The organism is Paenibacillus sp. FSL H7-0326 (assembly GCF_001955535.1).
Lineage (GTDB): Bacteria > Bacillota > Bacilli > Paenibacillales > Paenibacillaceae > Paenibacillus > Paenibacillus shunpengii.
Genome location: NZ_MPVN01000005.1, coordinates 206,605 through 219,958, shown reverse-complemented (window position 1 = coordinate 219,958; position 13,354 = coordinate 206,605). Strand labels below are relative to the sequence as shown.

The following is a 13,354-nucleotide window of genomic DNA, read 5'->3' as shown; positions in this document are numbered from 1 at the left end:
GAAAAGACCAAATTCGTTGATGCGAATTTGGTCTTTTCGTAAGATGAAGCCTTCGTTACCTCGCTTCATTTCTTATCGAGTTTACTTGTTCATGGGTGAATTCTCATAGCCTCTATTGTCATAGTCGGAATGTTCTAGCTTGTCCAAGATCCGAAGATTACGGATCTCTGCGCGGGTGTCATCGGTTCCTGCGTCGTAGATGAACTGATACAGCTCTTTTAATTGACCTGTAAACTCATCATTTGCATCATCGTGATCCGCTGATTTGTAAGGCACAGGGGTCCGCTGCAACGTATATCTGTCCTCTTGATCCATGGCCCTGAGCATATCCTGCAGTATACTTAGCTGTTCTTCATCTAAGTGTACTTCATAATCACTCGATTCAGAGGAATCTTGATGAATTAACTTTTGAGTGATGGATACATAATAGGATTGTTTTCCCATTGGAGCACCTCCTCTTAAGCTGCCTGCGGCATACTCAAATTTAACGATTTCTATAAATTCGCGTAACGCAGCACTTATGAGTTCTTACACGGTTTTCTCCATAAGTGAATCATTTCATCTGTAATGCTTGGGTATGGCAGGGACCTCGCGCATTGATTTCTCCATCGCCGACTTGCACAGCGGACAGGACGGTGGTTTGTTAGACGGCGTACTCGTACCTTGAGCGGGATGCTGTCTAATCCAGGCAGGACAAGAGCTGGAAGTGCAGGACCATACAGGCACCGTTTCCATCCGCTGATGTGAAGATCGATCAGAGCGGCTGTGCTCCTTCTCCTTGGAACGGGAATGGTCCTTTGTATAGGCTTTGCGCTCGCTCACAGGCCCTCGCTGTTCCTGCGAATCTTTGATACCGAACGCCTCCAGCAGAAATCTGGACACCGGGGCCGGCTTACCGTGCTGACTTGCCGGTGATGTGATATACAGCTGCTTCTTGGCTCTTGTGACCGCAACATAGGCGAGTCTGCGCTCCTCTTCAAGCAGAGCCTCTTCGACTTCCGTGCTTGAAGCGCCTGTATTCAGAGCTGCCTTTCGATCCTCGGGTGCTTCCTTCGTGAGCGCAGAGCTGTGCGGCAGGATCCCTTCACTTGCTCCAATTAAGTAGACGATAGGGAACTCAAGTCCTTTTGCCCGATGAATCGTCATGAGCTGAACGGCGTCACTGTCGCTTGCTGCCTGCAGGCTTTCCATTTCCTTATGCCGTCTTGTAAGCTCATCTGCAAAAGCCACAAAGCTCTCCACCGTTTCAAAACGCTTAACTGCCGCTTCAAGCTCATCGAGTGTTTCAAGAATCGTCTCACGATAATGGGTGTAGATGCTTGGATCTCCGCTTTCCATATAGGAATCGTAGAATTGTCTTCTCATCTCCTGAATGGCAGCAAGCGGCGTCATGGACTTCAGCAGCTTAATCAGTTTGATACGTTCCTTCACTGCCTCCTGCTGAAACGGCTTCAGCTGTTCCCAACGGGTAAAATGGATCAATGGATACTTCTTCGGCTGCTGCTTCTCCTGCTGATCCAGATAGAGCAGACCCGCGTCCCTGGAAATGTAGAGAGGACCCAGTGTACTGGGAATAGCCTCAAAATTCCGCGGATTGAGAGACAGCCTGAGATGATCCATCAGCGGCTTGACCAAGCTCTGATCGTAGAACACCGGTCCTGCACCGTGCTGTATGAACGGAACGTCCTTCAGTACAAGCTGTTCAAAAATCGCGCGGCTGCTGCTCGCCGTTCGATGCAGAATGGCGATATCCTTATAAGAATGCTGTCCGTTCTCAATCTGCTCCTGCAGATGACCTACGATCCAGGAGGCTTCCTCTTCTACACCGGAAGGAGTTGCATACAAGGGCTGTGAGCCTTGCTTGCCGGCAGAAACAAGCCGTTTATATCTGCGTTTCTTATTATGCTTAATGATCTCGGTACCCAGCCCCAGGATGTGGGCGTCAGAGCGATAATTAATGTCGAGCGTAATGACCGATGCGCCGGGGTACAGCTTGTCGAATTCCAGTATGACCTCCTGTTTAGCCCCGTTGAAGGTGTAGATCGTCTGGTCATCATCTCCTACGACCATCAAATTCCGATGCGCTGCGGCCAGCTTGCGTACAATTTCGTACTGTAATCCGTTCGTATCCTGAAATTCATCCACCATAATATATTGAAAGCGCTGCTGAAGCGGACGAAGGATGTGAGGGTCAGACAGCAGCCGGTTCGCATGAAGCAGGATGTCGTCAAAATCCATTTTGTGACGTTCCTTCTTCCATGCTTCATAGCCGAGCAGTATTTGCTTGGTCTCCCGCTCCTCACGGCTTGCGTCCGGCAGCTCATCCGCGGTTTTGCCCTCCATCTTCCAGGCGGATAGGGAGGAGAGCAGGCTCTCGGGCTGAAAGGCATCACTGAGTCCGTGCTTGCGCTGAATCATCTTAATGATCGTATGCTGGGCTTTGGTATCGCCAAAAATATCTTCGGTCATGCCATAGTGACGCAGCAGCATCAGTGCAAAGGAATGAAATGTCCGTGCCTGGACCGCACGGGCGGCCGCCGGACGAATACCGGGAATGGCCGCAATTCTTGATTTCATCTCGCCGGCTGCCTTGCTCGTAAACGTGACGAGCAGTATACTACCGGCCGGGACATTAGCGACCTGGATAAGATAGCCTGTCCGGGAAGTCAGTACCGTGGTCTTGCCGCAGCCTGCGCCAGCAAGTGTCAGGAGCGGCCCCTTGCCGTGTCGTACGGCCTTGATCTGAGGAGCATTCAGCAGAATACCTGCCTGCTCAAGTGACCTGAAGAAGTAAGCATCCTTCTCTCTGTCAGACACAAGCTCAATACTTGTCTGATCAGGCGCAGGTTTGGCTTGCGGAAATCTCGAATTTCCGGTAACACCCAGCGGACGCAGATGAAAAATGGGGTTCACACTATACATAAAAACCGTACACCTCATCTAATTTCAAAGTAAATCATTGCCCTTTTCACAAGAGGGCTGTAAATTTGGTATGATAGAGTCACCTTAGCTACTGCAGCAGTGCTAGGGTGCATCATAGCACGATTCTAATCATGCCTGAGCCATCACAAAATGGAAGCAAATAAGTATAAACAAACCGCTCTCTATTATACCTAAACGAACAGACTTCTGCGAAGTATACGGTATAATTTAACGGCAGTTGAATCATTTTCATATCCTTTAGGTGCTTCAATCAAGGTTAGCGGGTTATGAAATTGATTCAGGTTTTATCTTTTTGGGTCTTGGCTAAGTAATGAGTGAAGGCTTAGCTGTTAAGTGAATTAACTTTCAGCTTGTCATGGGAAAGAGGAGGAAGAACCTGAGATGAATTTTTTACAGCGAATTAAAGACGGGGCAGGCCGTGCAACGGAGAAGGCACAGCATGCCGTGGAAATCAACAAACTAAACTCACAAATTGCGAATATCAAACACGAAATGTCGGTGAATTATACAGAAATGGGCCGTATCTTCTACGAGGGTTACCGTGCTCAAGACATGTCGATCGCTGAACAGAGAATGATGGAGCTGTCAGAAGCATGTGACGAGCTGCAGGAAGAGATCAATGAGCTTCGTGAGAAGATCGCAGTACTGAAGAACGAACGGGTCTGTGTATGTGGACATGTATCTGATCTGGATGCCAATTTCTGTCCGAAATGCGGTCGTCCGTTGACACCTGCGAACTCTGAGACTTATACGAGTCCGGCTAAACCGGAAGCTGCGGCAGCAGAAGAGGTTGTAGCTGAAGAGGAGAAGGAGGAACTCTTCCCTGATCTATTGCTCGATGATGATGTGCTGCCACCGGATGAGGAAGACTACGATCTGAAGGATTTCCTCCCTGAAGAGAAGGAAGAGTTTGACGCGGAGTGGGAACGCAGACGTCAAGAGGAACTGCAGCGGGAGCGGGAGAGACAGCAGGAGCTGGACGAGCGAATCCGTTACTGGAAAGAGAACAATGAGCACATGGAGGCGCCTGTCAAAGCAGAGGTGCCGAGAGATAGCGTCAAGTGTCAAATTTGCGCCTCTGAGCTGCCAAAAGGATCGAAATGGTGTCCGCATTGTGGTGCAGAGCAGATCTAACGATAAGGTACGCATAGGTTCCTTAACAGCATGGGAGGACAGTGACGATGGAGCAGCTGCTTGCGCACCTTAAGAATCTGGGCTTTACAGAGATGGAATCCAAAATTATGGTTGATCTGTCCCGCCAGGGGGCTTCATCAGGCTATGAGGTAGCTAAGCGTCTTGGCGCTTCACGTTCGAACATATATGCGATGCTCCAGCGCTTGAATGCGGAAGGATACCTTCATTGCAGCAAGGGGGAGCCGGCTAGATACAGCATGCTTACACCGGAAGAGCTGACAAGCAAGATTTCGGACAATGTGAGACAGTCCCTTCATTTCGTTGAAAGATCCTTGCCAAGACATCATCCGGGATCTCCGAGCTTCTATAACATGGAGGGAGACCGCCAGGTGCTGGACACATTATTGGTTCGGGTTGCTCAGGCAGAGAAGGAGATCGTCATAGATATGTGTGCAGAGGAGGCGGCGCTGTTCCACGAGGAGCTGAGAGCTGCAGAGGAACGGGGCGTTAGGCTGCTCTGGTCTTACGATGCTGATTCAGGGGAGCAGTATTCCATGCTCCCTTGGGATCCCTTTGAGCCCTCGGCCGAGTTATGCGGACGGAAGTTTTCTTTTGTCATTGACCGGCAATGGTGCATGCTGGGACTTCGAGGGGAAGAATGCATGACACAGGCACTCGTCACGGAGCATCCACTGATGGTCAAGCTGCTGCTGGAGTACTTTGCGCAGGAGTTGATTTTGTACGAATTAGAAGAAGATATGGGTGAGGAGCTGGAGAGACGTTATGGCCGGCGCTTCGAGCATATGATGAACAAATATGTTGTAGAGAGGTAACACTGTACTGTATGTAGGTTACAGGTTCTCTGCCCGCAGATGGTTTGCCTTGGTGCACCATCACGGCAGAGGACCTTTTTTTATGTCCCTGCGTCTATAGCTGCTGTAACTTTTGGAAGGCAGAAACGTAGTAGGAATAAGGGCGGGCAACAAATTGTCCTGGACGAATAGGCTCTGTAACCTTGGTATAATGGCCGTCTTCTTCATGATAGAGGATGCCGGTTGCTGTTATGTTGCTTGGACCGCCGAGGAACATATCGAGCATCTGCTTAAGATCTGCTTCGTACAATCCTGCAACCTCACTCGCTTGCAGCTTGTATTCTGTCAGCTCCCAAGAACTAAGGCAGCCGTACACATTACTAATCTCTCGATCAATGAAGGGTACGCCGGAAATCTCGCCGCTCATTTCCTCGGTGACTTCGAACAAATGGGTAAGCTGCTCGAATTCGGTACGGAGACCAAGCTCTTCTTCCAGCTCTCTTGCTGCATCCCGAACCGTTTCTCCGGCCGTGAGATGGCCGGCAGCAGTGATATCATAACAAGAGGGAAAGGTATCCTTGCTGCTCGTCCGCTTCTGGAACAGAACCCTTCTACCTTGCGGGGTGTCCCGCACCAGCCAGCAGTGAAAGGATTTGTGCCAGTGGCCTTCGCGGTGAACCTCAGAACGCGGTGCTGTACCGATGTGTGCACCAGATGGATCGTATATATCAAAATGCTCTTCACTCATTTCGGTTGACCTCCAGAGATGTGATATAACATACAATGCGATGATCTTATGTCAGCATCATTACATCTTTTTCAGGGGAATATAATTACAATATGGGTAGAGCGCTATAAGTACATACTGCTGCTTATGTATGATTGATGAGATAGAGAAGGGAGTATGAGAACCATGGAATGCATTGTAAAATTTCAAGTGATTTACAAAAATGAGGAGCCAAAACCATTAAGAGGGCTTCTGCTCATGGATAATAATACGCCTCCCGGACCGGAGCAGCTTATCCCGATGTTTAAACGCTTGGGTTATGAAGTGGTCACCGAGAATCCCGACGACCTGACCTTCAAGCCGGTGAATCCTGGCGCAGATTACATCAGACTTCGTGTGACCGAGCTTGATACAGGTGAAGAAGTCTACAGGGAAGATGCGAACCTGCGCAGAATTCTGGAGAATCTTCTCTAGGAAGATCTCTCCACTTCCAGCACAGAGGTGCAGTGAGCGCAGCGCGTAGCGGCAAGCGGGATGTCCGAGAGACAGTAAGGACAAGCCTTCGTTGTCAGCTCTGGCTGTGCGGGCTCCTCTTTTTTGCGTTTCAGTCGATTAATCCCTTTAATGAACAGGAAGATACAGAATGCCACGATCAGAAAGTCCAGTACGACATTGATAAATTGTCCATACTTCAGCACTGGGATGGCGTCTGCTTCAGCCATGGCGAGTGTCGTGTACTTGCTGCCTTCTGAGGTCAGCACCCCTCGCTCCAGCGGAATGAACAATTGCTCGAAGCTCTTGTTCCCCATCAGAAGTCCAATTGGCGGCATGAGGATATCATTAACGAACGAGGTTACAATCTTGCCGAATGCCCCCCCGATAATGACTCCGACAGCCAGATCAATGACGTTGCCACGAACGGCAAACTCCTTGAATTCATTCAACATTTTCTTCATATCTACTCTCCTAACATGGCTATATACACTCAGTGCAAGAACCTACCCCTCCATTTAAACATTAGGCTCAGTCCCTTGAACAAAAAACTGGCGACGCATTCCTCTTTCCGAACTACATTTTGGTGGAGATTAGTCGACCTTTTTTTCTTGGTTATATGATAATATCATAGAGGATAGTGGAAACGGGAGAGGTGAAATTTGTGAAGGTGGTCAAAACACTGAGATATAAAATTACAAGTCATTCTAAAATCTTTGATAAAACGATCGAAATCTACAATGAAGCACTTGGTTTTCTGATCAACGTGATTGACCAGGAGTTCAATTCGATTGGTCATCTATCAACCAAATCATTGGTCCCAGCAGTCGAATCTCTTATTCATTTCACAAAAAGTAACCTCCGCCCAAAGTACGGGGCATTCGATACCACTTTTTACAAGTTCCCGTCTTATTTTCGAAGAAGTGCCATTTCTGAAGCTTTTGGTATAGTCAAGAGTCATCGTTCCAACTTCTATAATTGGAACCTTGAAAAAGAAATGGCTGTTTCTGAAGGTAGACTTTTCAAGAAGAACCCGCCGAGATTACAATTTCAACACAAATCATTCCCTGTGTTTTATAAGGACAACATGTTTGAAAGAATATCTGAGAAAACAGGCAAGATTAAAGTGTTCCATAAGAAGGATTGGGTTTGGATCGACATCGATTTCAAAACACAAGATTTATATAAACGCGGAGTTTGGGACTGGAAGGAGAATAACCCGACCCTTGTAAAGGTTGGGAAAAAGTACTTTCTTAACATCTCATACCAATCACAGGTTAAACTCAAGACCGAAAAAATACAAAACCAACGAATTTGCTCGGTAGACCTAGGTCTCACAAAATCTGCGGTTTGTTCCATTATGGACGCTAACGGAACTGTCTTGGCTAGAAAGTTCATTAATCAGCCCAAAGAAAAAGACCGTTTTACTGCCATAATCAATAAATTAAAGAAATCCCAACGTGAGTCCGGAAATGGTGCGAAACCTAACTTTTGGAGACGCATTAACGGATTGCAGAATCAAATCGTTACCGATACAGCCCACCAGATTACAAAATTTGCTCATGACAATGGAGCTCACGTTATCGTGTTTGAGTATCTAGGAAAAATGCGTTTACCTAAAGGTGTTTATGGTGCGAAGCGATTACGCTTTAAATTTCAATATTGGGCGAAATTACTACTTCAAAACAAAGTGAAGCAAATGGGTCATTATTTAGGTATGCGTTTTTCAAGAGTTAACCCGAAAAACACAAGTGCCTTAGCTTTCGACGGGTCAGGCTATGTAGTACGCAGCGACCGTAAAGATTTGTGTGTGTTTACAACCGGTAAGACCTATCATTCCGACTTAAATGCATCCTACAATATAGCAGCTCGTTACTTTATTCGAGAAATCCAAAAATCCATCTCTGAAAAGAAGTGGTTGTCAATTCAGGCAAAAGTTCCTGAATTGGCAAAAAGAACATCTCTTACATTGTCTTCATTCATTAATCTAAAACAAGCACTCCGACCTGTGTATACAGTTAATTCGCTCGTTTAGACTGTATTTAAGATGATGTAAGCTCCATCTATAGTGCGCATGCATTTAGGTGGAAAAGGTTTAAAATAACACTTTATTTTGCTGCACCAATCCGTTATACTTCTAACATTGTTCTAACATAGGCGAGGGAGTACACCGATAAGGTAATTTGCTCCTTTGCTCATGTCGTGAAATATACAATTAACTCGTATATGTGCTGGAATGGGCCGGCATGTCTCTACCCGATCACCGGAAATGATTGGACTACGGGAGGAATATGAAGAATGCAACAAAATTTGAAGGCCTCTGCTATACTGCTGCATGTGAGCTTGAAATCTTTACTGCATCTTTATTCTAACCAGTACCTGTTCTAATCCATCCGTGTTTTCGGCGGTTGATTTGGAATGGGTTATTTGCATTTTGCCGGGTCAGGCTCAAATTTAAGAAATATCCATACAGGAGGAGAGATACCACTTGAAGCTGCTAAAGGAAAAAGTGATAAACGAAGGGATTGTGTTGTCAGATCAGGTACTGAAGGTGGATTCATTCCTGAACCATCAGATGGACCCGATTCTAATGAAGGAAGTCGGCCGCGAGTTTGTCAGACGGTTTGAGGGAGAGGATATTAATCGTGTGCTCACCATTGAATCCTCCGGGATTGCGCCTGGCATTATGACTGCACTTGAGCTGGAAGCGCCGCTGATCTTTGCCCGCAAGCAGAAGTCTTTGACCCTGCGTGATGATATTTTTGTAGAGAAGGTTTATTCCTTCACCAAGCAGGAGTCTAACGAAATTACGGTGGCTAAGAAGTTTATGAAGCCAGGAGACCGCGTACTTATTATTGATGATTTCCTTGCGAATGGGGAAGCGGCGTTTGGTCTTGCGCGGATTGTTGAGCAGGCAGGTGCTGAGGTTGTCGGTATCGGTATCGTAATTGAAAAAGCGTTCCAGCCTGGCGGTCGTCTGCTTCAAGAGAAAGGCTACCGTGTTGAATCACTGGTGCGAATTGCATCACTTGAGAATGGACAAGTTACATTTGCAGATGAAGAGGATGGAATCTAATGTCACGTGAACGTATATTTAACCGTAATCGTCACCCTTTAAAAACATTTTCGCTAGGCATTCAGCACGTCTTGGCTATGTATGCGGGAGCTGTCATCGTTCCCCTGATCGTCGGTGGACCGAGCGGTCTGAATCTGCCTCCAGATCAAATCACCTATCTGATTGCAATTGACCTACTGGCCTGTGGTCTGGCAACACTGCTGCAAGTATGGGGCGGCAAATATTTCGGTATCGGCCTTCCGGTAATGCTCGGCTGTGCCTTCCAGGCGGTTTCGCCGATGATTCTAATCGGTAATCAATATGGTGTTAGCGCCATTTATGGTGCGATTATCGCCTCTGGTCTGTTCGTCATGATCTTTGGCGGATTGTTCGGCAAGCTGATTCGTTTCTTCCCGCCGGTCGTTACAGGCTCGGTCGTCACCATTATTGGTCTCACACTTATTCCGGTTGCGTTAAACGATCTTGGCGGCGGTAATGGGGCTGCGGATTTCGGCGATCCTGTGAATCTGCTGCTGGGCTTTGGTGTACTATTATTCATTATTGTCTTGAACCGTTTAACAAAGGGATTTATCCAGTCGATTTCGATCCTGCTCGGTCTTGTTGCCGGCACATTGGTTGCAGGACTGTTCTTCGGTAAAGTAGACTTGTCTCCAATGCTTGAAGCAAGCTGGTTCCGTGCACCTGAACCGTTCCATTTTGGAACGCCTACCTTTAACCTGTCTGCTATTCTGACGATGATCCTGGTTGCGATCGTCAGTATCGCGGAATCAACAGGGGTATTTATGGCTCTGGGCAAAATTTTGAACAAAGAAATTGATTCTAAGGACTTGTCCAGAGGATACAGAGCAGAAGGGCTTGCGATTGTGGTTGGTGGGATCTTTAACTCCTTCCCGTATACAACGTACTCCCAGAACGTTGGTCTGCTCCAAATGAGCCGTGTGAAGACACGGGACGTTATCGCTGTAGCCGGTCTGCTGCTCATTCTGATCGGATTTGTTCCCAAGATTGCAGCAACGGCCCAGATGATTCCTCCTTCCGTGCTTGGCGGCGCTACCGTAGCCTTGTTTGGGATGGTCGTATCCTCCGGTATCCGGATGCTGGCCGATCAGGTAGACTTTAACCGATACGAGAATCTGCTTATTATTGCAGTGTCCGTAGGGATGGGTCTCGGCGTTACGGTTGTACCGAATCTGTTCTCACAGCTTCCTTCCGAGATCGGTATTTTGCTGAATAACGGAATTGTGGTCGGCAGCTTTACTGCGATTTTGCTGAATCTGATTTTTAACGGATTGGGTCCCAAACCGCAGAAAAAGGCTGAACTGGACACGACAACTGAATCCGTCTAATTTTTTCATAATTCTAGCCGCTGGTTATCCTGTTTGAGGGTCATCAGCGGTTTTTTTGTGTGCTATGAAGCTTGCTGGGGCAGGCAGGCGGCAAAGTATAATTGCCAGCTGCTCTGTTCGTGAGAGAGATTACAGCTTGCGCATCTGCTTCTCAGCAAGGTCGCCTACTAGAGGAAGTTTGAGCCACTTCCCTTGCAGTGTTGCTGCCAGCATAATTACCCATATCGCCACACCAAGCAGTGACAGCAGCGCAGCGAGCAGGGGGCCAAGCAAAGGGATCAAGCCGCTGAGTACATGACCGACGACAATAGCTCCGAAGGCAAACAGGGACTGAAGTGCATGAAACATAACGAAGCGGCTTCGCTTCTCGAGCGCAAGCAGCAATATGGCTCCGATAAAACCGAAGAAGTAGCACAGTGCACCTGCAATATTCTCATCCAGTCCGGTCGATGATTTGAATGGGGACATCAAGTATCCTCCTCCTTTGTCCATCTCTCTTAAGCATCATATGAGAGAGGGGCGTGGAGTTGAACAACCATCAAAATAAAAAAATATCACTCTTCCATGAAGGAACAGTGATATGTATTCTCTAACCAGAATCAGCTTCCGCCTTGAAATTGACGACGCGGGCTTGTTATTTTGCCTTTTTTATTCTCATCGTCCTCTTTGGGAACGAGGCGCTCGTCTGTTCTGCCTTCATGATGATTCTCAAACGCAAACTCCGTCAGCTCCCATTCCGTAGCTCCATGAATCGGGTCCGGCGGAAAATGCTGTCCTCTATGCAGATGTTCCGTCAGTCCGCGTTCATTGGTATATACTCCATCTACCTCAACCTTTTCCCGCGTGATCGGGAGCATGTCCTTATCCTTGCTGCTCATATCAGGAGCCTCCTTGAACTTATTTTATTTAATGAAACATGAATCTTAGGAAGTGCGGCCGCTTATATAAGCGGCTTTAAGCTCTTACTTCAGTAAGTTAGGTTATCCGTTTCGGTGCATAACTATCCGTGTTCACGGCATAATAAATGTATGTAAACGATTGGTATTCAAAACATTGACTGAATCCGAATTAAACATTGGCCGATATATTATGTATGGAGTACGGTATTCAGAATTTGATTTTGATTTTACAAAATTGATATTTCTGGAAAGCTGTACGCAAGCTTTGAATATGATACAATAGAAGTGTGATTCAAAAAGAATCGTTTCGGGTATTTATAATGTCAGGTACCTGTTTAAGTCAGGGATTCCCGGCCTGAAGCTAATTACAGCTGCACACACTTCTTCATGGTATCACTTAGATCTTTTTTTTCTACGGATTCTCTAAACGGAGCATTTACTTTTGAACGTTTTGGGAGGGAGTTATCATGGCAACAAAAGGTCATAATGAGGTCAAAGAAAGTTTACGAGAAATGACTCGGATTTTCAGGCCGAAGGATCCTAAAAAATTCGTGAAGGAGTATGTGAAAAAATACCGGATAACAGGAGGTTACGAAGAGGAGCTTACGCTCGTCGTCGAGCGTGAACTGACAAGACTGAATTCCTCAGTCTCCTGATTCTTCACTTTTGCGTCACTACTGTAATCAAGCATCTGAATATACTGTTCTTATTTGAATAGAACCGCCCGCCTGTGAATGGATGCAGGAGAGGCGGTTTTTTTTGCGCGGGAGTATGCATATACATAGAGTTAGCGCCACAACGGGAAGGGGCTGACCTGTAGATGTCTGTGATCCTGAAGACAAAAGAGGAAATCGGGTACATGCGGGAGGCAGGGAGAATACTGAAGGCTTGTCATCAAAAGATCGAATCCATGCTTACGCCAGGAATAACAACTCAAGCGATTGATAGCTTTGTTGAGGACTTCCTTGCCGAACAGGGCGCAACGCCGGAACAGAAGGGGTATAAAGGCTATCCCTATGCGATATGCGCATCAGTGAATGAAATTGTATGTCATGGCTTCCCTTCCGATACAGCATTAGTCAATGGAGATGTAGTAACCATTGATATGGTAGTCAACAAGGATGGCTGGCTGGCGGATTCCGCATGGACTTATGCGGTAGGGAAGACCGATGCCAAGACCGAGAGATTTCTGAAACGGACGGAAAAGGCAATGCATCAAGGGATTGCCGCAGCGCTGCCGGGCAAGACGGTAGGAGATATCGGTTACGCCATCGAAAAATGCGTGAAGCCTTGGCGCTACGGGATCGTCAAGCCGCTTGTCGGACATGGCATTGGCCGCATCATGCATGAGCAGCCAGACATTTTCCCTTATGGCAAGCCCGGTCAAGGCATCCGGCTTGAAGAGGGGATGGTTATCACAGTAGAGCCTGTTCTAACCATGGGGCCGACAGGTGCCGTTTACTGGGAAGAGGACGGCTGGACGATCCGTTCTGCGGATGGCAGCATCGGAGCCCAGTATGAGCATACGGTAGCCATTACAAAGGACGGCCCTCTGCTGCTAACCGTTTGAGTTGAAACAACAGCTTATTCTGTCTGGTAATTTATCCGAGATTTTCAATAAGATACTTCTGGCTTCCTAGTAACCCGCTTCTGCATAGGATCGGGTTTTCTTTTGTGGTAAATGATGGATGGAATTAGAAATGAGATGGCATTTCATATGCTGAGATGGCAAAAAAGAGAGATGCATTCTATAAATAGATTGCTAGTGTTGCCAGCAAATTATTTGCACTAAACTACATAAATCAGTAATCTGCCAAACTTGCTCGAAAGCTCCCGTATTATCCGTAATTTGGAAGAAAACAATGGAATATTGCGCTATTATTCAGTCGTGAAATCGTTAACAAACATAATAATGGCGCGGTTTC

Annotated in this window: 14 protein-coding genes and 1 riboswitch; of the genes, 8 read left to right on the top strand and 6 right to left on the bottom strand. The window is 47.0% G+C overall.

Translation table 11 applies throughout. The annotated features are described in order from the left end of the window. Positions 1 to 81: 81 nt before the first annotated feature. Together BK126_RS22525 and BK126_RS22520 are read right to left on the bottom strand one after the other, a co-directional pair. Positions 82 to 444, bottom strand: coding sequence for a hypothetical protein (locus tag BK126_RS22525; protein WP_076314784.1), 363 nt, complete (start codon positions 442 to 444; stop codon positions 82 to 84). 114 nt (positions 445 to 558) lie between these two features. After that, a complete protein-coding gene (locus BK126_RS22520) occupies positions 559 to 2,922 on the bottom strand; it encodes a UvrD-helicase domain-containing protein (RefSeq protein ID WP_076314783.1) in 2,364 nt (787 codons plus the stop codon). A gap of 402 nt (positions 2,923 to 3,324) precedes the next feature. Between BK126_RS22520 and BK126_RS22515 the strand changes: the two genes are divergently transcribed. Then, a complete protein-coding gene (locus tag BK126_RS22515; protein ID WP_076314782.1) occupies positions 3,325 to 4,077 on the top strand; it encodes a zinc ribbon domain-containing protein in 753 nt (250 codons plus the stop codon). Between the two features lie 47 nt (positions 4,078 to 4,124). After that, positions 4,125 to 4,910, top strand: a complete 786-nt coding sequence (locus tag BK126_RS22510) for a TrmB family transcriptional regulator (protein WP_076314781.1) — start codon at positions 4,125 to 4,127, stop codon at positions 4,908 to 4,910. A 94-nt stretch (positions 4,911 to 5,004) separates the two neighbouring features. Here the strand turns inward: BK126_RS22510 and BK126_RS22505 are convergent, their stop codons facing one another. Further along, on the bottom strand, positions 5,005 to 5,637 hold the full coding sequence (locus tag BK126_RS22505) for an NUDIX hydrolase (protein WP_076314780.1): 633 nt from the start codon (positions 5,635 to 5,637) through the stop codon (positions 5,005 to 5,007). 165 nt (positions 5,638 to 5,802) lie between these two features. On the opposite strand from BK126_RS22505, the gene BK126_RS22500 reads away from it, so the two are divergent. After that, the gene (locus BK126_RS22500; RefSeq protein ID WP_076314779.1) at positions 5,803 to 6,090 is read left to right on the top strand and encodes a hypothetical protein; all 288 of its coding nucleotides are present in this window, start codon (positions 5,803 to 5,805) and stop codon (positions 6,088 to 6,090) included. On the opposite strand, the gene mscL is transcribed toward BK126_RS22500, so the two are convergent. Next, on the bottom strand, positions 6,087 to 6,572 hold the full coding sequence (gene mscL / locus BK126_RS22495; RefSeq protein ID WP_076314778.1) for a large-conductance mechanosensitive channel protein MscL: 486 nt from the start codon (positions 6,570 to 6,572) through the stop codon (positions 6,087 to 6,089). The two genes, BK126_RS22500 and mscL, sit on opposite strands and share 4 nt — an antisense overlap. 200 nt (positions 6,573 to 6,772) lie before the next feature. Between mscL and BK126_RS22490 the strand changes: the two genes are divergently transcribed. The 3 genes from BK126_RS22490 (at position 6,773) to BK126_RS22480 (ending at position 10,530) form a co-directional block, all read left to right on the top strand. Next, on the top strand, positions 6,773 to 8,143 hold the full coding sequence (locus BK126_RS22490) for an IS200/IS605 family element transposase accessory protein TnpB (RefSeq protein ID WP_076314777.1): 1,371 nt from the start codon (positions 6,773 to 6,775) through the stop codon (positions 8,141 to 8,143). Positions 8,144 to 8,308: 165 nt separating this feature from the next. Continuing rightward, a riboswitch (purine riboswitch) is annotated at positions 8,309 to 8,409 on the top strand. Between the two features lie 187 nt (positions 8,410 to 8,596). Further along, entirely contained in the window at positions 8,597 to 9,184 is a 588-nt protein-coding gene (locus tag BK126_RS22485; RefSeq protein WP_047911485.1) for a xanthine phosphoribosyltransferase, read from the top strand. Next, complete coding sequence (locus tag BK126_RS22480) at positions 9,184 to 10,530, top strand: nucleobase:cation symporter-2 family protein (protein WP_076314776.1); 1,347 nt, start codon at positions 9,184 to 9,186, stop codon at positions 10,528 to 10,530. The genes BK126_RS22485 and BK126_RS22480 overlap by 1 nt, the downstream gene beginning before the upstream one ends. A 129-nt stretch (positions 10,531 to 10,659) precedes the next feature. Here BK126_RS22480 and BK126_RS22475 read toward each other — a convergent pair whose 3' ends face one another. Continuing rightward, the gene (locus tag BK126_RS22475) at positions 10,660 to 10,998 is read right to left on the bottom strand and encodes a DUF4870 domain-containing protein (protein WP_076314775.1); all 339 of its coding nucleotides are present in this window, start codon (positions 10,996 to 10,998) and stop codon (positions 10,660 to 10,662) included. Positions 10,999 to 11,129: 131 nt separating this feature from the next. Beyond that, positions 11,130 to 11,408 carry a hypothetical protein gene (locus BK126_RS22470; RefSeq protein WP_047911488.1) on the bottom strand — a complete coding sequence of 93 codons (279 nt, stop codon included), beginning with the start codon at positions 11,406 to 11,408 and terminating at the stop codon, positions 11,130 to 11,132. Positions 11,409 to 11,896: 488 nt separating this feature from the next. Between BK126_RS22470 and BK126_RS22465 the strand changes: the two genes are divergently transcribed. Together BK126_RS22465 and map are read left to right on the top strand one after the other, a co-directional pair. Then, on the top strand, positions 11,897 to 12,085 hold the full coding sequence (locus BK126_RS22465; protein WP_047911489.1) for a hypothetical protein: 189 nt from the start codon (positions 11,897 to 11,899) through the stop codon (positions 12,083 to 12,085). 164 nt (positions 12,086 to 12,249) lie between these two features. Then, positions 12,250 to 12,999 (top strand): type I methionyl aminopeptidase, encoded by a 750-nt coding sequence (gene map, locus BK126_RS22460; RefSeq protein ID WP_076314774.1) that lies wholly within the window; start codon positions 12,250 to 12,252, stop codon positions 12,997 to 12,999. Positions 13,000 to 13,354 lie beyond the last annotated feature (355 nt).